We start from the raw sequence: 17,301 nt of genomic DNA, 5'->3' as shown, positions 1-17,301 counted from the left end.
GTCGCATGCCGCAACGGCCAAGCCCTGCCGGATCAGTGCCCGACGTGCCCTTCGTAGGCCTTGCGGGCCAGCGCCATGGCCAGGATTTCGGAAGGATCGATCAATGTCCAGCCTTGCGCTTGCGGGGCCTGGGGCAAGGCCAGCGGGATTTCGGTGCAGGCCATGATCAAGGCGATGCCATCGCCATGGCGCCCACGCAACTGCCTGCCCACGCGCGTGAAACATGCCTGCGCCAACGCCAGGTTCCCGGCCTTGACCCCTTGGTAGATGCCCTGCATGAGTTCTTCACGCTCGGAGGAATCGGGAATCACGCATTCGATGCCATGGGCCGCCATGACGGTGTCGTATAGGCCCATGCCGTAGGTGCCTTGCGTGGCCAGCAGCGCCACTTTGCGGATGCCCCGCCGCTGCAATTCGGCGGCAGTCTCACGTGCGATGTGCAGCAGGTCCACGGACGGCACCCGCTCCTGCAGTGCAGCGTGCCAGGCGTGCGCGGTGTTGCACGAGATGGCCACGGCGCGGGCGCCCACGGCAGAGAGTTGCTGCAGCACCCGCGCCATTTCGTCCAACGGCTGCGGTGCGTTTGCATCGCTGAGCGCGCGGGACCGGTCCGCCACCGGGACCTGTGCCATCCAGTGCTCGGGGTATGCCTGGTCCTGAACCGCCAAACCATGGTCCCGCAGCCAGCGCTCGGACGCCTTGAGGAACAGGCGGGCGAAATCCACACCTGCCGCCGGCCCCATGCCGGCCAGGATGCCGACCTTCGCGGGCGCGCCAAAAAAATGCGGTTCGCCGTTCATCGCAGCATGCTCGACATGGCCGATAGGCAATTGACCATTCGCACGGCCGACTCGGTGTCCGGTGCCTGAAAGCGCACGGCGTTGGAGGCCGCGCGCTCCAGCGTGGGCCACTGGCAGAACAGATCGGCCAGGGCAGGCGTCTGGGCCTGCACGTCCACCAGAATCTCGCCCTCGATGCGAAAAGGCGGTATGGCAGCACAATCCTGCACGGCTGCCGCCACGCCCGCCCGGATGGCCGCGCAGGACTGCGCGGGCGACAGGCTGATGCCGCTCGTCTGGCCCGTCGCCCGCTTGGTTTGCACGAACCGGGCCTGGGGAAACAGCGGCTGGGTTTCCGCGATGAACACGTCGTCACCCGACCCCATGATCACCGGCACCCCATAGGCGCCTGCCAGGGCGCCATAGATCCCCGCCTCGCCCAGTTCCTGGCCGTTGAAGGCGATGCGCGCGAAGGCGAAGCTGTTGATGGTGTGGGCCAGAATGCCGCGCCCCTGGGCTCGGGAGTGATAGCCGATGATGCACACGCCGTCCATGCCCAGTTCCACGCCCGCCACCATGCTCAGGTAGCGGGGCTTGCCCTGGATGGCCTGCGCGCGTTCGTCGAGCAGGTCCGGCGGCATGTTCCGGAAACCACCGTGCGAATCGTTCACGTAGACCTCGGAGGCCCCGGCATCGAAGGCGCCGGCGATCGCCGCGTTGGCCTCGGCCGCCATCAGGCGCCGCGCGCGCTCGTATTCGGGATTGCCGGGCCGCACCTGCTCGGGGTGGTAGACGCCCGCGACGCCTTCGATATCGACGGAAATGAGAATTTTCATGGAGGGGTCTTCAGGAAATCGATGCGGGCAGACAGGGCAGCAACCCGCGCAATGCAGGGCGGTGGTGCCCATCCCGGCCGGTGACGGGCGTGGCATGCCACAGGGCATGGACGATGGCCTGCTCCACGCTGTCGGCCGCTGCCTGGAACAGGCCGTCCAGCAAGGTTTCGTGCAGCATCGGCGTGGCCGGCATGGGCTGGTCCGCCAGATGCGGCAGGGTGTAGCCCGTGGAGAACGCCAGGGCGATGTCGCCGCTGCCATGGCCGTAGACTGAGCCGGTGCGTGCCAGACCTGCGCCCGCGCGCAGGGCCAGGCGGTTCAGTTGGCGGGCATCCAGCGGCGCATCGGTGGCAAGCACCATGATGATGGAGCCGCGTTCGGTCTCCGCAGACTGCGCGCGCGCGCTGTCGTCCAGCAGGGTGGCCACTTCGGCACCGATGGCCTTGCCGCCCCATACCAGGTTCGGAAGCAGCCCGTAGTTGGCCAACACCAGTGCGCCGACCGTGCAGATGCCCCCCTGGCGCAGCGGCACCCGGCGCGACGCCGTGCCGATGCCGCCTTTCAGCTGGAAACTCGACATGCCCCGCCCCGCACCCACCGAACCCTGTGCCGCGCGCGCGCCGGCGTTGCCGCACGCCGCCAGGTAGTCGCCCCCGTCCAGGGCCATGCGCTGGATGTCGTTCAAAAAACCGTCATTGCACTCCAGCACCAGCGGATTGACCGTGGGCAGCGCCCTGCCCGTCTCCGGATTGGCCTCGATGCATTGGCGGATCTGCGCCTGGGCCATGGCGCCGACAGAGAAGGTGTTGGTCAACGCGATGGGCGTCTCCAGTTGCCCCAATTCCGCCAACTGCACCAGGCCCACGCTCTTGCCGAAGCCATTGATCACCGACGCACCGGCCGGCACCTTGTGGCGATAGGGGTCCAGCCCATGCGGATGGATCACGGTGACGCCGGTCTGCACCGGACCGTCATCGCGCGTCGCATGCCCCACGGTCACGCCCGCCACGTCGGTGATGGCATCGAGTGGCCCGGCCAGCAGGTTGCCGATGCGTGGCGGCACCAATGCCGCCGTGATGCCTGTCGAAGACGGTCTCATGACTGCCGGTCGATCTTCGGGTCGAGGGCATCGCGCAAGCCGTCCCCCAGCAGATTGAAGGCGAGCACGGTCAGGAAAATGGCCAGGCTGGGGAACAGCGCCACGTGCGGTGCGTTCACCATGTCCGCACGGGCCTCGTTGAGCATGGCGCCCCATTCCGGCGTGGGCGGCTGCGCGCCCATGCCCAGGAACGACAGGCTGGCCGCCGTGATGATCGAGGTGCCCACGCGCATCGTGAAGTACACGACGATCGAAGAGATCGTGCCCGGCAGGATGTGCCGCACGATGATGGTCCAGTCCGACGCACCAATGCTGCGCGCCGATTCGATGTAGGTCATCTGCTTGAGCACCAGCGTGTTGCCGCGCACCAGCCGCGCGAAGGCCGGCACGCTGAACACCGCCACGGCCACGATAACGTTCGTCATGTTGCTGCCCAGGATGGCTACCACGCCGAGCGCCAGCAAGATGCCGGGGAAGGCGAACAGCACGTCCGAGATGCGCATCACCACGCGGTCCCACCATCCCTCGTAGTACCCGGCCAGCAGACCGAGGGTCGTGCCGATCAGGCAGCCGATGAGCACCGACAGGAATCCCGCCGCCAGCGAGATTCGCGCGCCCATCAGGATGCGGCTGAAGATGTCGCGCCCCAGCGGGTCCACGCCGAACCAGTGGACGGCCGACGGCAGTTCGTTCAGCCTTTCGTAGTCGAAAAAGCCTTCGGGGTCGTAAGGCACCAGGACCGGTGCCAGCACGGCCACCAGCACCAGCAGCAGCACGAAAGCCAGCGCCACCATGGCCACGCGCTGCTTCTTGAACTTGCGCCAGAACTCGCGCCAGGGCGTGCGGACCGCGCCGGAACTGGCAGCGGCAGGCGCCACCGAGGCGGCCGCCAGTTGCGCGGCATCGGGGGGCGTGGGGATGGAGGGCGTGGTCATACCGTCTCTTCGTGTTCGTGGAATGGGATGCAGGCCGCCGTGGTCACTTGTAGCGGATGGTGGGATTGATGAAGCCGTAGAGCATGTCCACCACGAGATTGATGAGGATGAACTCCAGCGAGAACAGCAGCACCAGCGTCTGGATCACGGGGTAGTCCCGCATGGTCACGGCATCCACCAGCAGGCGGCCCAGGCCCGGCCAGTTGAAGACGGCCTCCACCACGATGGAGCCGCCCAGCAGGAAGCCGAACTGCAGCCCCATCATGGTGATGACGGGAATGAGCGCATTGCGCAGGCAATGCTTCAAGATCACGAGGCGCTCGTTGAGCCCCTTGGCGCGCGCCGTGCGCACGAAGTCTTCCTGCACCACCTCGACGAACGACGCGCGGGTGAAGCGCGCCATCACCGCGGCAACGGCCGCCCCCAACGTGATGGAGGGCAGGATGTAGTGCTGCCAGCTTGCCGCACCCACCGTGGGCAACCAGCCCAGGTTGACCGAGAACACCTGCATCAGCACCATGCCCAGCGCGAACGCGGGAAACGAGATGCCCGATACCGCCAGCGTCATGCCCAGCCGGTCGGGCCATTGGTTGCGATACACGGCCGAGATGATGCCGATGCCCATGCCGAAGATGACCGCCCAGACCATGCTGGTGACCGTGAGCGCCAGCGTGGGCATGAAGCGCTCGCCGATCTCGGCCGCCACCGTGCGGCCGGTGCGGATGGACTTGCCGAAGTCGCCCTGAACCATGCGCGTGAAGAAGTGCACGAACTGCTCGGGCAGCGGCCTGTCCAGGCCCAGGTCGTGGCGCACTACCGCGACGGCGGCCTCGTCGGCGTCCTGCCCCGCCGCCAGGCGCGCGGGGTCGCCGGGCAGCATGTGGACGAACAGGAACACCAGCACAGCCACGATCAGCAGCGTGGGCAAGAGTCCCAGCAGTCGTTTGAGAAAGTAGTTCAGCATGGGTGCGGCGCTGCGGGCGCAGCGATGTGTTTTTTGATGAAAACAGGAGCAGCCCCGCGCACGCCGGATCAGCGTGCGGGGCGGTCTTGGCCTGTTATTTCAGGTCGATCTCGTCACTGTTGATGTTGCCGTCGGGCATCACATGCACACCGGACAGGCGCTTGGCGTGGGCGTACAGCACGTCCTCCGTCACCAGCGGGATGCGCGGCAGGTCCTTGGCGAGTTGCTCCTGCGCGGTCTTGTAGAGCGCCGCGCGCTCGGCGCCGTTGGTGGTCAGCAGCGCCTTGGCGATGGACTCGTCCACCACGGGGTTGCTATAGAAGGCGTAGTTCGCCAGCTTCGGCGCCCACGACTCCGTGGAGAACAGGGGGCGCAACGCCCAGTCGGCCTCGCCGGTCGAGGAAGACCAGCCGATGTAGTACAGGCGCACCTTGGCGGTCTTGGGATCGGGCCACGAATCCACCTGCTCGGCGCGCTGGCCGGGCTCCAGTGCCTGCACCGACACCTTGATGCCGACCTGCTGCAACTGCTGCTGAATGAACTGGATCACCTTCTGGCTGGTGGTGTTGTTGTAGCCGCTCCACAACACGGATTCGAAACCGTTGGGGTAGCCCGCTTCCTTCAGCAGTTCCTTGGCCTTGGCCACGTTGTAGGGAATGGGCTGCATCTTCACCGCGTATTCCACGCCCTGCGGCACGAAGCCCTGGGCCGGGAAGGCATGGCCGTTGAAGGCCACCTTGGCCAGCGCTTCCTTGTTGATGGCGTAGCCGATCGCTTCGCGCACCTTGGGGTTGTCATACGGCTTTTGCAGCATGTTGAAGGTGAGGAAGCGCTGGATGATCGACGGCGCGGACACCACCGTGACCTTGTCGCTCTTCTTGAGCGTGGCGATCTGCTCATAGGGCAGCGTGAAGGCGAAGTCGGCCTCGCCCGTCTGCAGCATGGCAGCGCGGGTGTTGTTCTCGATCACAGGCTTCCAGGTGACCTGATCGACCTTGGGATAGCCCTTCTTCCAGTAGCCCGCGAACTTCTTGCCCACGATGGCCTCGGTCTGCTTCCATTCGACGAACTCGAACGGGCCGGTGCCCACGGGGTGGAAGGCGATGTCCTTGCTGCCCCACTTGGCCAGCGCGGCGGGCGAGATCATCGCGGCCGAGGCGTGGGCCAGCGCATTGATGAAGGGGCCGAAGGGCTCCTTGAGCGTGATGCGCAGCGTGGTCGGGTTCACGGCCTCGACCTTGGCGACGCGGTTGAACTGGTTGGCGCGCAGCAGGCGGTTCTCGGGGTTCATCACGCGGTCGAGGGTGGCCTTGGCCGCGGCGGCGTTGAAGTCGGTGCCGTCGTGGAACTTGACGCCCGAGCGCAGCTTGAAGGTATAGACGAGGCCGTCGTTCGACACTTCGTAGCTCTCGGCCAGCACGTTCTTGACCTTCATGTCCTTGTCGAACGCGAACAGGCCTTCATAGAAACTCTTGGTCACGGCCGTGGTGATGGTCGTGTTGGTGTTGTAGGGGTCGAGCGTCTCGGGCTGCTGGTAGATGGCCAGCACGGCGTTGCCGGCGGCCAGCGCGGAGCCGGACATGGCCAGGGCCAGCAGGCTGAAGGCGATGCGGCGGGTGGAAGCTTTCTTCATGGGTGAACTCCGGTGTGGAAAAGATCAGGGGTTTTCAAAATGGATAGCTGCTTTCGCTTGTCAGGCAAGCGCTGAAGGTCAATTCGAGTTGGAAACATCACCCCCCTTGCGGCGCCACGAAATGGCCGGGTCCCACCTGCACCATCGGCAGCACCACGGGCTCGTCGCCCACCGCGCGGATGGGGCTGGGAATATCCCCCTCCAGCAGCGTGCGCCGGAGGTGCCGGCGCGCCGGGTCGGCGACGGGCACGGCGGACATGAGCTTTTTGGTATAGGCATGCTGCGGGTTCTCGAAGATGGCGCGGCGCGGTCCGATCTCCACGATCTGGCCGAGGAACATCACCGCCACGCGGTGGCTGATGCGCTCGACGACGGCCATGTCGTGCGAGATGAAAAGAAACGCCACCCCCAGTTCGCGCTGCAGGTCCAGCATCAGGTTGACGATCTGTGCCTGGATGGACACATCCAGTGCCGACACGGATTCGTCCGCCACCACCACCTTGGGGTTGAGGGCCAGCGCCCGTGCGATGGCGATGCGCTGGCGCTGGCCGCCCGAGAACTCGTGCGGGTAGCGCTGCGCGTAGTCGCGCGGCAGCCCCACCTTTTCCAGCAGCCAGTCCACGCGCTCCTGCGCCTGCCGGCCACTGGCCACCTTGTGCACCAGCAGCGGCTCCATGATCGAAAAGCCGACGGTCAGGCGCGGGTCGAGGGAGGCGAACGGGTCCTGGAAAATGAACTGGATGTCGCGGCGCAGCGCCTGGACCTCGCTCGTGGGCAGGTCCAGGATGTTGCGCCCGCCGAACTCGATGGCACCGCTCTGGCTGTCCACCAGCCGCAGCAGCGAGCGGCCCGTGGTGGACTTGCCGCAGCCGGACTCACCCACCAGCGCCAGCGTCTCGCCCGGATAGAGGTCGAAGCTCACCTTCTCCACCGCGTGCACGCGGCGCTTGACGCGGTTGAACAGCCCCGAGCGCAGGTCGAAACGCGTCACCAGGTCTTTCACCCGCAGGATGGGCTGGGCCCCTGCGGGGCGCGTATCCACCGGCGTGGATTGCAGGACCGGCGCCGTCGCGGCATCGCCGGATGGTCGCAGCAGTTCGAAATGCCGCGGCAGGTCGGTGCCCTGCATGGCGCCCAGCTTGGGCACGGCCGACAGCAGCGCCTGCGTGTAGGCATGCTGCGGGGCGGCGAAGATCTGGGCGGAAGGGCCCTCTTCCACCTTGTCGCCGCGGTACATGACCAGCACGCGGTCAGCCACTTCGGCAACCACGCCCATGTCGTGGGTGATGAAGATCACGCCCATGCGCATCTCTTCCTGCAGTTGGCGGATCAGCTGCAGGATCTGCGCCTGGATGGTCACGTCCAGCGCGGTGGTGGGCTCGTCGGCGATGAGCAGCTGCGGCTTGCACGACAGCGCCATGGCGATCATCACGCGCTGGCGCATGCCGCCGGACAGCTGGTGCGGAAACCGGTCGAGCACGTTGCGCGCCTCGGGAATGCGCACCAGCTCCAGCATGCGCAGCGCCTCGGCGCGCGCCGCCGCCCGGTCCTTGCCCTGGTGGTAGCGAATGGACTCCGCGATCTGCTCGCCCGCCGTGAACACGGGGTTCAGCGAGGTCATGGGCTCCTGGAAGATCATGGCCACGTCGGCACCACGCACCGACTGCAGCGTGGCGTTGCTGGCGCGGCGCATGTCCAGCACCTGCCCGCTGCTGCGGCGCAGCGCGATGGAGCCGCCCACGATCTTTCCGCCGCCATGCTCGACCAGCCGCATCAGCGCCAGCGAGGTGACGGACTTGCCCGAGCCCGACTCGCCCACGATGGCCAGCGTTTCGCCCCGGTCCACGTGGAAGGACAGGTTGCGCACGGCGTCCACCGTGCGCTCGGAATTGGCAAAGCGGACCGTCATATCGTCCACGGCCAGCACGCGCTGCTCTGCAAGGGCCAGGGAGGTCGTCGCGCTCGAAGGGGTTGGGGTCATGGCAGGACAGGGATAGGAAATTCGGTCAGGCGATCAGGCAGCCAGTCGGTCGGTCGATGCATCGGCCCGTGGGCTTCATGCATCCGGGGTGCGGAAGATGAAGGACTCGGCCGCGTGGCCGACGCGGGCCAGCCCGCGGTACATGCCCTCGGTGTTGAACGGCAGGCACACGTTGCCGTGGCGGTCCACCGCGATCAGGCCCCCGGTGCCGCCCACGGCAGGCAGCGCGCCATGCACCACGGCATCGACAGCCGCCTCCAGCGAGGCGCCGCCGTAGGCCATGCGCGCACAGATGTCATGCGCCGCGCTCACGCGGATGAAGGCTTCGCCATGCCCCGTGCACGACACGGCGGCCGTGCGGTCGTCCGCATAGGTGCCCGCGCCGATGAGCGGGCTGTCGCCCACGCGGCCGGGGCGCTTGTTGGTCATGCCGCCCGTGGAGGTGGCCGCCGCGAGGTGGCCCTGGGCATCCAGCGCCACCGCGCCCACGGTGCCCATCTTGCGGTCTTCGTCCAGCGCGCGGCCCGACAGGCCGGCCATTGCAGCGGCCCCGTCGTGGTCCAGCACCGCGCCCGACTGGCGGGCCTGCGCGGCCAGCAACTGGGCGCGCCGGGCTTCGGTCGAAAAGTAGTGGGGCTCGACCATGGCCAGCCCAGCATCGCGCGCCAGGCGCTCGGCGCCCTCGCCCGCCATGAGGACATGCTGGCCCTGGCGCAGCACCGCGCGGGCCGCCAGGATGGGGTTGCGCACGTGGCGCACGCCGGCCACCGCGCCGGCCGCCAGCGTGGCGCCCTCCATCAGCGCGGCATCCAGTTCATGGGTCGCGTCGGCGGTGAACACCGCGCCATGCCCGGCGTTGAAGAGCGGGCAATCTTCCAACAACTGCACGGCCGTGCACACCGCATCGGCGGCGGACCCGCCCTGCTCCAGCACCGCCTGCCCGGCGCGCAGCACGTCCTGCAGCACACCGTGGTAGGCCCGCTCCTGCCGGGCGTCGATCTGCGCGCGGCTCAGCGTGCCGGCACCGCCGTGGATGGCGATCACCGGAACGGGACGGCCGGAAGGAGACGGAAAAACGGTCATGGAAGAAGCGGCAAAACCGGTCAGCGAAGTGGATGGGAACGAATCAATCGGCCAGGCGAAAGGCGATCGGGAGCGATGGATGCGGCCGCCGTTCAGGCGCGGCCACTGCCCTTGGCAGCGGGCTTCCTGGCGGCGGTGTCGGCCGAGCGTGGCGCCAGCCGCGTGCGCGAGCTGTCGTGCAGCCAGGGCAGCACCGCCTCGGTCATGCGCGCCGCGGTCTTCACCGACTCCTTGGCCTGGTGCGCCACTGCGCTGGTGAGCGCCTCGATCATGGCCAGCGCCGACGATTCGGAATTGGCCGCGTACTGGTTTTCGGTCTGCGCGAACAGGCAGCCGTGGGCGAAGGGCACCAGGGGCGACTGCAGCCCGTCGGTCAATGCCAGCACGCGCACGCCGCGCTCGAAGGCGCCCTGCGCCAGCACGACGGTGTCGGTCAGGTAGCGGGGGTAGCTGATGGCGATGAACAGGTCTTCCTCGCCCATGCGAGGCAGCAGCCGCGCGCCGTAGGACGCACCCGCCACCCCGGCCAGCAGGTGCACGCCGTCGCAATGCGCATCCAGCCCGCGCTGCAGCAGCCCGGCGAGCCAGCCACTGGCGCCGAAGCCGGCCAGGTAGATGCGCCGCGCCCCCACGATGGCCTGCACGGCGGCCTCGCACGCGGCCGGGTCCAGGGCCTCACGCGTGGCGGCGATGTTGCGCTGGCTTTCCTCCAGCGCGGCGGCGAACACATCGCCGATGCTGCTGGGCTTTTCCAGCTTGATGCGCATCTTCTCGATGGGCGCCAGCATGGCTTCGAAACCGCGCACCAGCTCGGCCCGCAGCATGGGGTAGCCGTCCAGGCCGATGGCCCGGGCGAAGCGGTTGGCTGTTGCGATGGAAACGCCCACCGCCGCCGCGAGTTCGTCGATGGGCATGGTGGCCGCCTGCAGCGGGTGGGCCAGCACGTAGTCCGCCATCTGCTGGTGCGACCGCGTGAGCGTGGGGCGCACCCGGCCGATGCGGATGGCGATCGTGGGGGCTTCGGTGCTCGGGTCGGGAACAGCGGACATGGGACAGGTGCCAGGTGGGTGGGGGAAAGCGTTCAGCCGCTTTTGATAAAAAATTTACAACACCGTCATATTAAAGAAAAAATTCAATCATTCAAAGAATTTTTACAAGCGCATGAAGGGTCCTGTTCACGGCGGCCCTCCCGCTGTCTCGGCGCACCACGGAGCGCACAAAGCAAAAAGCCCTGCGCACTGCGCAGGGCTTCGATGGCTGGAGGGCCCTCAGCGGGCAGCCCGAGGGGCGACGAACGATCAGTCCGCCTCGATCCTGGAGGCCTTGACCACTTGTGCCCAGTTGGCCAGATCGGCCTTCACCCGCTCGGCGAGCGGTTGCGGTCCCTGGTAGTCGGCGGTGGCGCCCTGCTCCAGGGCCTTTTGCTGGAATGCGGGGTTTTGCACCACGGTGCGCACATCGGCCACCAGCTTGTCCACCACCGCCTTGGGCACATGGGCCGGGGCGAACAGCGCGAACCACGACGTGGCATCCACCTTGGGGTAGCCCGCCTCGGCGGTGGTGGGCACGTCCGGCAGGCTGGCCAGGCGCTGCTTTCCAGTGACCGCCAGCACGCGCAGCTTGCCGGCCTGGATGTGGGGCATGAACGGTGGCGCGGTGCCGAAGGTCAGGTCCACCTGACCGCCCAGCAGGTCCTGCAGCGCCGGGCCGGTGCCTTTGTACGGCACGTGCACCATCTTCACGCCGCCCTGCTGCTCCAGCATGGCACCGGTGACGTGCTGCAGCGAGCCGTTTCCGGACGAGGCGTAGTTGAGCTTGCCGGGATGCGCCTTGGCGTAGGCGATCAGATCGGCCAGCGTCTTCACGGGCAGGCCATCGCGCACGACGATGATCTGCGGCGCCGACAGCACGTTCGCGATGGGTTGGAAATCGCCCGGCTCCCATTGCTTTTGCCGGGTGAGCAGCGGTGAGATCACGTGATAGCCCGAGTACTGCATGAGCAGCGTGTACCCATCGGGCTCGGCCCGCTTGACGGCACCGGCGGCGATGTTGCCGTTGCCGCCGCCCTTGTTGTCCACCACCACCGACTGGCCCAGCACCGGGCCCAGGGCCTGCGCGAGCATGCGCGCGGACAGGTCCGTGGTGCCGCCCGCGGCGGTGGGCACCACCAGGGTCACCGGCTTGTTCGGATAGCCGCCCTGCGCCCAGGCGGGGCCGGCGAAGGCCGCAGCCAGCGCGATGGCCATCGCCGCCAGGCGGCGGGATGCGCAAGGGGCGGTCGGGGTGACCGTTGTCGCTTTCGTTGTCGTTGTCGTTGTCGTTCTCATGCCATGTCTCCTTGGTTTTTTGAAATTCAAAAGAAAAAAAGCCCTGCGGCGGCAGGTCGCGCCCCGCCCTCGGTCCGCACGGGCGGGTCGGCCTGCCGTCAATCCAGCTTGGCCCCGGTGTCCTTCACCGCCCGGCCCCAGCGCGCGAGGTCGTCCCGCACCAGCGCAGCCAGCTGCGCCGAGTTGCCCTTGTAGGGCTCGCACCCCACGGCGGCGAGCCGCTCGGCCACGTCTTTCTGCTCCAGCGCCTTGGCCACCTCGGCCTGCAGCCGCGCGACCACGGCGGGCGGGGTGCCGGCCGGCGCGAAAAGCCCGTACCACGGTGTCTGGCCGAAGCCCGCCAGCGTCTCGCCGATGGTGGGCACGTCCGGCAAGGCCGCCACGCGCCGCGTGTTCACCACGCCCAACACCTTGAGCTTGCCGGCCTTGATGAAGGCGATGGAGGACGGCAGGCTCTGCACCGACAGCGGCACCTGCCCACCCACCACGTCCGTGGCCGCCGCGGCGGAGCCCTTGTAGGGCACGTGCTGCAGCGTGATGCCCGCGGTCTTTTGCAGCATCTCGCCGATCAGGTGGTTGAGCGTGCCGTTGCCCGCCGAGGCGATGGCGTACTGGCCCGGGTGCGCCTTGGCCAGCGCCACCAGCTCGGCCACGTTGGACGCTGGAAACGCCGGGTTCGCCACCAGCACGTAGCCCGCCGTGGCCAGCGGCGCCACCGGCTCGAAATCCTTCACCGGGTCGAACCCCGTGTGCTGGTAGAGCCAGGGGTTGATGACCTGCGCGCTGTCCGCCGTGAGCAGCAGGGTGTAGCCGTCCGGCCGGGCCTTGGCCGCCGCGGCCGTGCCCACATTGCCGCCCGCGCCGGGGCGGTTGTCCACCACCACCGGCTGGCCCAGTTGTTCCGACAGCTTTTGCGCCACCACGCGGGCGATCGCGTCGTTGGCGCCACCGGCCTGCTGCGGCACCACGAGGGTGATCGCGCGCTGGGGGTAGCCCGCCTGCGCCAGGGCCGTGCCCGCCATGCCGCACAGCAGCGTGCCCAGCGCCGCGCGGCGCGAGAGTGAATGCGTGTCCATCATTTTTGTCTCCTTGGGTTTTTGTCGATGCATCGCGCCGCGCCTTCCCGCGGGCCTTCCCGCGGGAAGGCCGCTGCCGCCCGGCGTTCAGGCGGCTTCGCGCGCCCGTGCCCGGTCGCGGATCGCCTCGAAGCCGTCCGGCACCGGGTGCAGGTCCAGCCGGCGCCCCGCCTTCACGATCTGGCTGGGAATGTCGTGGCCGATCAGCCCGGGCAACCTGGCCGCCGCGGCGATCAGCTGCGAAAGATCCACGCCCGTGTCGTAGCCCATCCATTGCAGCGCGTGTGCGACCTCCTCGCTGCACACGTTGCCCGACGCACCCGGCGCATAGGGGCAGCCACCCAGGCCGCCGAGCGACGCATCGAAACGGTCCGCCCCCGCATCGATGGCGGCGAGCACGTTCGCCAGCCCCATGCCGCGCGTGTTGTGAAAGTGCAGCGTGAAATCCACGCCCGGCCAGCGCGCCCGGGCGGCGGCGGTGAGCTGCGCCACCTGGGTCGGATACGCCATGCCGGTCGTGTCGCACAGGGTGATGCCGCGCACGCCCAGGTCGGCGAAGCGCTGCACCCAGCCAAACACCTGCGCCGGCGCCACATCGCCTTCCATCGGGCAGCCGAACACGCACGACAGGGACACGTTCACCGCCACGCCCGCGGCCTGGGCGGTGGCCACCACCTGCGACAGCGCCGCGAACGACTGCGCGCGCGCCATGCGCAGGTTGGCCAGGTTGTGCGTCTCGCTGGCGGACATGACCAGGTTCAGCTCGTCGGTGTGCGCCTCGATGGCGCGCTCGGCGCCGCGCACGTTGGGCACCAGCGCGCTGTACACCGTGCCGGGGCGCCGCACGATCTCGCGCATCACGATCTCGGCATCGCGCAGCGCCGGTATCGCCGTGGGCGAGACGAACGCCGTCACCTCGATCTTCGACAGGCCCGCTGCCGACAGCGCATCGACCAGCGCGATCTTGTCTGCCGTGGGCACGAAGGCCTGCTCCATCTGCAGGCCGTCGCGCGTTCCCACTTCCTGCAGGTGAATGCGGCGGCCGTTGCCGCTCCACACGCCGGCCCGGGCTTCGCCCGTTTCATCCGCCCCGTTCGACGGGTTGCGAGTCGCGGTCATTGGATCACCCCCTTGCTGCGCAGCAGCGCGATCTGTTGGGCGGTCAGGCCCGCCTCGGCCAGCACCGCATCGGTGTCGTCGCCCAGGTGAGGCGCACTGGAGCGGATCGTGCCCGGCGTGCCCGACAGCTTGGGCACGATGCCCGGCACCTCGACCACATAGCCGTCGCGCGTGGTCTGCGGCAGCAGCATGTCTCTGGCGCGGTAGTGCGGGTCTTCGGCGATGTCCTGCGCCGTATACACCTTGCCGGCGGGCACGCGGGCGGCGCCCAGGCCCTCCAGCACTGCCTGCACGGTGCGCCCGGCCGTCCATTCGCCGATGGCCGCGTCGATCTCCGCCACCCGGGCCACCCGCCCGGCATTGCTGCCCAGGTCGGGCGCCGCCGCCAGATCGGGCCGACCGATGGCGTCCATCAGCCGCTTGAAGATGCTGTCGCCATTGCCTGCCACCAAGACCCAGCCATCGGTGCACGGATACGCGTTGGACGGCGCGATGCCCGGCAGCGCGCTGCCGGCTGCATCGCGCACGGCACCGAAGGCGCTGTACTCGGGAATGAGGCTCTCCATCACGTTGAATACGGCTTCGTGCAGCGCCACGTCGATCACCTGGCCTTTGCCGCCATTCACCTTGCGGTGGTAGAGCGCCGTCAGCACGCCCACGGCGCCGTGCAACGCCGCCAGCGTGTCGCCGATGGAGACGCCTACGCGCACCGGCACGCGGCCGGGCTCGCCCGTCAGGTGGCGCAGGCCGCCCATGGCCTCGCCGATCATTCCGAAGCCCGGCAGGTCGCGGTAGGGGCCGGTCTGCCCATAGCCCGAGATGCGCAGGATCACCAGCCCGGGGTTGAGCGCATGCAGCGCCTCGGGCGACATGCCCCAGTCCTCCAGCGTGCCGGGGCGAAAGTTCTCGATCAGCACATCGGCCTCGGCGATGAGCCGGCGTGCGATGTCCTGCCCTTCCGGCTGGCGCAGGTCCAGCGCCAGCGAACGCTTGTTGCGCGACTGCACCTGCCACCACACCGAGGTGCCTTCCTTGATCAGCCGCCAGTTGCGCAGCGGATCGCCCGCGCCGGGCGCCTCGATCTTCACCACATCGGCCCCGAACTCGCCCAGCGTCTTGCCGCAAAACGGCCCGGCGATCAACTGGCCCATCTCGATCACCCGCACCCCGGCCAGGGCGGCGGGGGCTGCTGTCGTATCCGTCGTCGTCGTCATTCCTGTCGCGTCCCTTCGTTCGAATGGCGCGGATCATGCCGTGGCCCCCGCCCACCGCAAAACCCCGATGCGCGACGCCGCCATCGCAAACCGGCATGGCCGGCTGCCCGGCGGCAGTACCATCGGCGCCCATGAAGCTCGACCCGGTTTCCCTGCGCCTGTTCGTGGCGGTGATGGAAGAAAACGCCATCGCCCGCGCCGCGGCGCGCGAGCACATCGCCCCGTCGGCCGCCAGCCGGCGCCTGGCCGAGCTGGAGGGCACCCTGCAGGTGGAGCTTTTCAGCCGCAGCAACCGGGGTACCGAGCCCACCGACGCGGCCTATGCGCTGCTGAACATGGCGCGCGGCGTGCTCAACGAACTCGATGGCATCGCCCTGCAGATGCGCGACTTTCGCGCCGGGGTGCGGGGCCACGTGCGCGTGGTGGCCAACATCTCGGCCATCACCCAGTTCCTGCCGGCCGAGCTGCCGGCCTTCATGGCCGCGCACCCGCAGGTCCAGGTGCGGCTGCAGGAGCAGATCAGCAGCGCCATCGCCCATTCGGTGGCCGAGAACGCGGCGGACGTGGGCATCCTCAACCACGGCAGCTACGGAGAGCGCGTCGCCCTGCTGCCCTACCGCACCGACGAACTGGTGCTGATCGCCCCCGCCGGCCATCCGCTGGCCCGGCGGCGCTCGGTGCGGCTGGCCGATGCGTTGCCGTTCGACTTCGTGGGCGTGCACCCGGGCAGCGCCATCAACAACCAGCTCACCCGCGCGGCGGCCGAAGCGGGCCTGCCGCTCAAGCTGCGCATCCAGGTGACCAGCTACGACGCGCTGTGCCTCATGGTGTCCGCGGGCCTGGGCGTGGGCGTGCTGCCCCGCGGCAGCGCCCAGTTGTACCGCGCCACCCTGGCCCTGCGGCCCATCACCCTGGCCGAGCCGTGGGCGCACCGGCAGCTGTCGCTGTGCGTGCGGTCCGGGGAGCCGCTGTCGCGCGTGGCGCAACTGCTGGTGGAGCATCTTCGGGCACCGGCCCGGGGTGGCGCATGAGCCCTGCGCACCCCATAGCCTCCCCCCTGCGCTGGGACCTGTTCTGCCAGGTCATCGACAACTACGGCGACATCGGCGTGTGCTGGCGCCTCGCCGCCGACCTGGCCGGGCGGGGCCACGCCGTCCGCCTGTGGACGGACGACGCCACCGCGCTGGGCTGGATGGCCCCTGCCGGCGCACCGGGCGTGCAGGTCCTGCCCTGGCCTGCGCAGGCCCCGCCCGACGGCGCGGGCGATGTGGTCATCGAGGCGTTCGGCTGCGAGATTGCTCCTGATTTCATAGCATCCATGGCAAATTCCACTAGGGCATCAGGCCAAGAACGCCTTTGGATCAACTTGGAGTACCTCAGCGCCGAAAGCTATGTGGAGCGCAGCCACCGCCTGCCCTCCCTGCTGATGTCGGGCCCCGGCGCGGGCTGCACGCGCTGGTTCTTCTACCCCGGGTTCACCCGCCGCACGGGCGGGCTGTTGCGCGAACCGGGGTTGATGGACCGCCAGGCCGCCTTCGACCGCGCCGGCTGGCGTGCCCGCCACGGCGTGGCGACCGGGGCCTTCGCCGTTTCGCTGTTTTGCTACGAGCCACCCGCCTTGCCTTCGCTACTCGACCGGTTGCGGCAGCATGCCGGCGCCCATTTGCTCGTCACCCCCGGCCGCGCAACGGCAGCCGTCCAGGCGCTGGACAATCAGGACCGAAATGGCCTCCAGCGCAATCAAGACGCCGGCAGTCTGCTATCGATTTCATACCTCGCTCCCTGCCCCCAGCCGGCGTTCGACGAGATGCTGTGGGCCTGCGATTTCAACTGCGTGCGCGGCGAGGACTCGCTGGTGCGCGCCCTGTGGGCCGGCCAGCCCTTCGTGTGGCACATCTATCCCCAGGACGACCAGGCCCACCATGCCAAGCTGCACGCGTTCCTCGACTGGCTCCAGGCGCCGCCTTCGCTGCGGCGTTTCCACGCGCTGTGGAACGGACTCGAACAGGACGGTCCCCTGCCCGCCCTGGACGCCGCCACGCTGCAGGAATGGCGCGCGACCGTGCAGGCGGCGCGCGCACGGCTGCTCGCGCAGGACGATCTGTTGACCCAACTGCTGGGGTTCGTGGCCGAAAAAAGCTAAAATCCACGGTTTTGCGCCAACCCAAGGCGGCACTTTCTGACGAAGTGACCGGCCGGCGCATCCCGCCGCGGAACATGCGCTGGCGCTCGGACCTTGCGCTGCACCCCTCAGG

The 17,301-nt window shown here is 68.6% G+C and carries 15 protein-coding genes; 2 read left to right on the top strand and 13 right to left on the bottom strand.

What is annotated here, in order from left to right:
• Positions 1-32 precede the first annotated feature (32 nt).
• From AVME950_RS17175 to AVME950_RS17115, 13 genes are all read right to left on the bottom strand, one after another.
• Positions 33-800, bottom strand: coding sequence for an aspartate/glutamate racemase family protein (locus AVME950_RS17175; RefSeq protein ID WP_284430754.1), 768 nt, complete (start codon positions 798-800; stop codon positions 33-35).
• Complete coding sequence (locus AVME950_RS17170) at positions 797-1,615, bottom strand: M55 family metallopeptidase (protein ID WP_284430753.1); 819 nt, start codon at positions 1,613-1,615, stop codon at positions 797-799. Before AVME950_RS17170 ends, AVME950_RS17175 begins: the two co-directional genes overlap by 4 nt.
• Before the next feature lie 10 nt (positions 1,616-1,625).
• Positions 1,626-2,714: a P1 family peptidase gene (locus AVME950_RS17165; RefSeq protein ID WP_284430752.1), complete on the bottom strand. Its 1,089-nt coding sequence runs from the start codon at positions 2,712-2,714 to the stop codon at positions 1,626-1,628.
• On the bottom strand, positions 2,711-3,649 hold the full coding sequence (gsiD, locus tag AVME950_RS17160; RefSeq protein ID WP_272568665.1) for a glutathione ABC transporter permease GsiD: 939 nt from the start codon (positions 3,647-3,649) through the stop codon (positions 2,711-2,713). The genes AVME950_RS17165 and gsiD overlap by 4 nt, the downstream gene beginning before the upstream one ends.
• A 43-nt stretch (positions 3,650-3,692) precedes the next feature.
• A complete protein-coding gene (gene gsiC / locus AVME950_RS17155; RefSeq protein WP_284412092.1) occupies positions 3,693-4,613 on the bottom strand; it encodes a glutathione ABC transporter permease GsiC in 921 nt (306 codons plus the stop codon).
• A gap of 94 nt (positions 4,614-4,707) precedes the next feature.
• Positions 4,708-6,246 (bottom strand): glutathione ABC transporter substrate-binding protein GsiB, encoded by a 1,539-nt coding sequence (gsiB, locus tag AVME950_RS17150; RefSeq protein WP_284430751.1) that lies wholly within the window; start codon positions 6,244-6,246, stop codon positions 4,708-4,710.
• Between the two features lie 97 nt (positions 6,247-6,343).
• On the bottom strand, positions 6,344-8,227 hold the full coding sequence (locus AVME950_RS17145) for a dipeptide ABC transporter ATP-binding protein (protein WP_272568660.1): 1,884 nt from the start codon (positions 8,225-8,227) through the stop codon (positions 6,344-6,346).
• A 75-nt stretch (positions 8,228-8,302) separates the two neighbouring features.
• Positions 8,303-9,310 carry an isoaspartyl peptidase/L-asparaginase family protein gene (locus tag AVME950_RS17140; protein WP_284398544.1) on the bottom strand — a complete coding sequence of 336 codons (1,008 nt, stop codon included), beginning with the start codon at positions 9,308-9,310 and terminating at the stop codon, positions 8,303-8,305.
• Between the two features lie 92 nt (positions 9,311-9,402).
• Positions 9,403-10,359, bottom strand: a complete 957-nt coding sequence (locus tag AVME950_RS17135) for a MurR/RpiR family transcriptional regulator (protein WP_284430750.1) — start codon at positions 10,357-10,359, stop codon at positions 9,403-9,405.
• Positions 10,360-10,608: 249 nt separating this feature from the next.
• Positions 10,609-11,556 (bottom strand): Bug family tripartite tricarboxylate transporter substrate binding protein, encoded by a 948-nt coding sequence (locus tag AVME950_RS17130; RefSeq protein WP_284430946.1) that lies wholly within the window; start codon positions 11,554-11,556, stop codon positions 10,609-10,611.
• Between the two features lie 179 nt (positions 11,557-11,735).
• Positions 11,736-12,713 (bottom strand): Bug family tripartite tricarboxylate transporter substrate binding protein, encoded by a 978-nt coding sequence (locus AVME950_RS17125; protein WP_502868932.1) that lies wholly within the window; start codon positions 12,711-12,713, stop codon positions 11,736-11,738.
• Between the two features lie 87 nt (positions 12,714-12,800).
• Positions 12,801-13,832 carry a hydroxymethylglutaryl-CoA lyase gene (locus tag AVME950_RS17120; RefSeq protein ID WP_284430748.1) on the bottom strand — a complete coding sequence of 344 codons (1,032 nt, stop codon included), beginning with the start codon at positions 13,830-13,832 and terminating at the stop codon, positions 12,801-12,803.
• Positions 13,829-15,046, bottom strand: a complete 1,218-nt coding sequence (locus tag AVME950_RS17115) for a CaiB/BaiF CoA transferase family protein (RefSeq protein WP_284430747.1) — start codon at positions 15,044-15,046, stop codon at positions 13,829-13,831. The genes AVME950_RS17120 and AVME950_RS17115 overlap by 4 nt, the downstream gene beginning before the upstream one ends.
• Before the next feature lie 131 nt (positions 15,047-15,177).
• On the opposite strand from AVME950_RS17115, the gene AVME950_RS17110 reads away from it, so the two are divergent.
• Both AVME950_RS17110 and earP read left to right on the top strand, forming a co-directional pair.
• Positions 15,178-16,077 (top strand): LysR family transcriptional regulator, encoded by a 900-nt coding sequence (locus AVME950_RS17110; RefSeq protein WP_284430746.1) that lies wholly within the window; start codon positions 15,178-15,180, stop codon positions 16,075-16,077.
• The gene (gene earP / locus AVME950_RS17105) at positions 16,074-17,189 is read left to right on the top strand and encodes an elongation factor P maturation arginine rhamnosyltransferase EarP (protein ID WP_284430745.1); all 1,116 of its coding nucleotides are present in this window, start codon (positions 16,074-16,076) and stop codon (positions 17,187-17,189) included. The genes AVME950_RS17110 and earP overlap by 4 nt, the downstream gene beginning before the upstream one ends.
• Positions 17,190-17,301: the final 112 nt, after the last annotated feature.

The organism is Acidovorax sp. SUPP950 (genome assembly GCF_030158935.1).
GTDB lineage: Bacteria > Pseudomonadota > Gammaproteobacteria > Burkholderiales > Burkholderiaceae_C > Paracidovorax.
The sequence above is the reverse complement of the archived record's forward strand: the minus strand, read 5'-3'. Positions and strand labels throughout refer to the sequence as shown.

Coding starts and splice junctions, on each gene's coding strand:
- AVME950_RS17175 (WP_284430754.1), bottom strand. CDS start 800: ATGAACGGCGAACCGCATTTTTTTGGCGCGCCCGCGAAGGTCGGCATC.
- AVME950_RS17170 (WP_284430753.1), bottom strand. CDS start 1,615: ATGAAAATTCTCATTTCCGTCGATATCGAAGGCGTCGCGGGCGTCTAC.
- AVME950_RS17165 (WP_284430752.1), bottom strand. CDS start 2,714: ATGAGACCGTCTTCGACAGGCATCACGGCGGCATTGGTGCCGCCACGC.
- gsiD (WP_272568665.1), bottom strand. CDS start 3,649: ATGACCACGCCCTCCATCCCCACGCCCCCCGATGCCGCGCAACTGGCG.
- gsiC (WP_284412092.1), bottom strand. CDS start 4,613: ATGCTGAACTACTTTCTCAAACGACTGCTGGGACTCTTGCCCACGCTG.
- gsiB (WP_284430751.1), bottom strand. CDS start 6,246: ATGAAGAAAGCTTCCACCCGCCGCATCGCCTTCAGCCTGCTGGCCCTG.
- AVME950_RS17145 (WP_272568660.1), bottom strand. CDS start 8,227: ATGACCCCAACCCCTTCGAGCGCGACGACCTCCCTGGCCCTTGCAGAG.
- AVME950_RS17140 (WP_284398544.1), bottom strand. CDS start 9,310: ATGACCGTTTTTCCGTCTCCTTCCGGCCGTCCCGTTCCGGTGATCGCC.
- AVME950_RS17135 (WP_284430750.1), bottom strand. CDS start 10,359: ATGTCCGCTGTTCCCGACCCGAGCACCGAAGCCCCCACGATCGCCATC.
- AVME950_RS17130 (WP_284430946.1), bottom strand. CDS start 11,556: ATGGCCATCGCGCTGGCTGCGGCCTTCGCCGGCCCCGCCTGGGCGCAG.
- AVME950_RS17125 (WP_502868932.1), bottom strand. CDS start 12,713: ATGGACACGCATTCACTCTCGCGCCGCGCGGCGCTGGGCACGCTGCTG.
- AVME950_RS17120 (WP_284430748.1), bottom strand. CDS start 13,832: ATGACCGCGACTCGCAACCCGTCGAACGGGGCGGATGAAACGGGCGAA.
- AVME950_RS17115 (WP_284430747.1), bottom strand. CDS start 15,046: ATGACGACGACGACGGATACGACAGCAGCCCCCGCCGCCCTGGCCGGG.
- AVME950_RS17110 (WP_284430746.1), top strand. CDS start 15,178: ATGAAGCTCGACCCGGTTTCCCTGCGCCTGTTCGTGGCGGTGATGGAA.
- earP (WP_284430745.1), top strand. CDS start 16,074: ATGAGCCCTGCGCACCCCATAGCCTCCCCCCTGCGCTGGGACCTGTTC.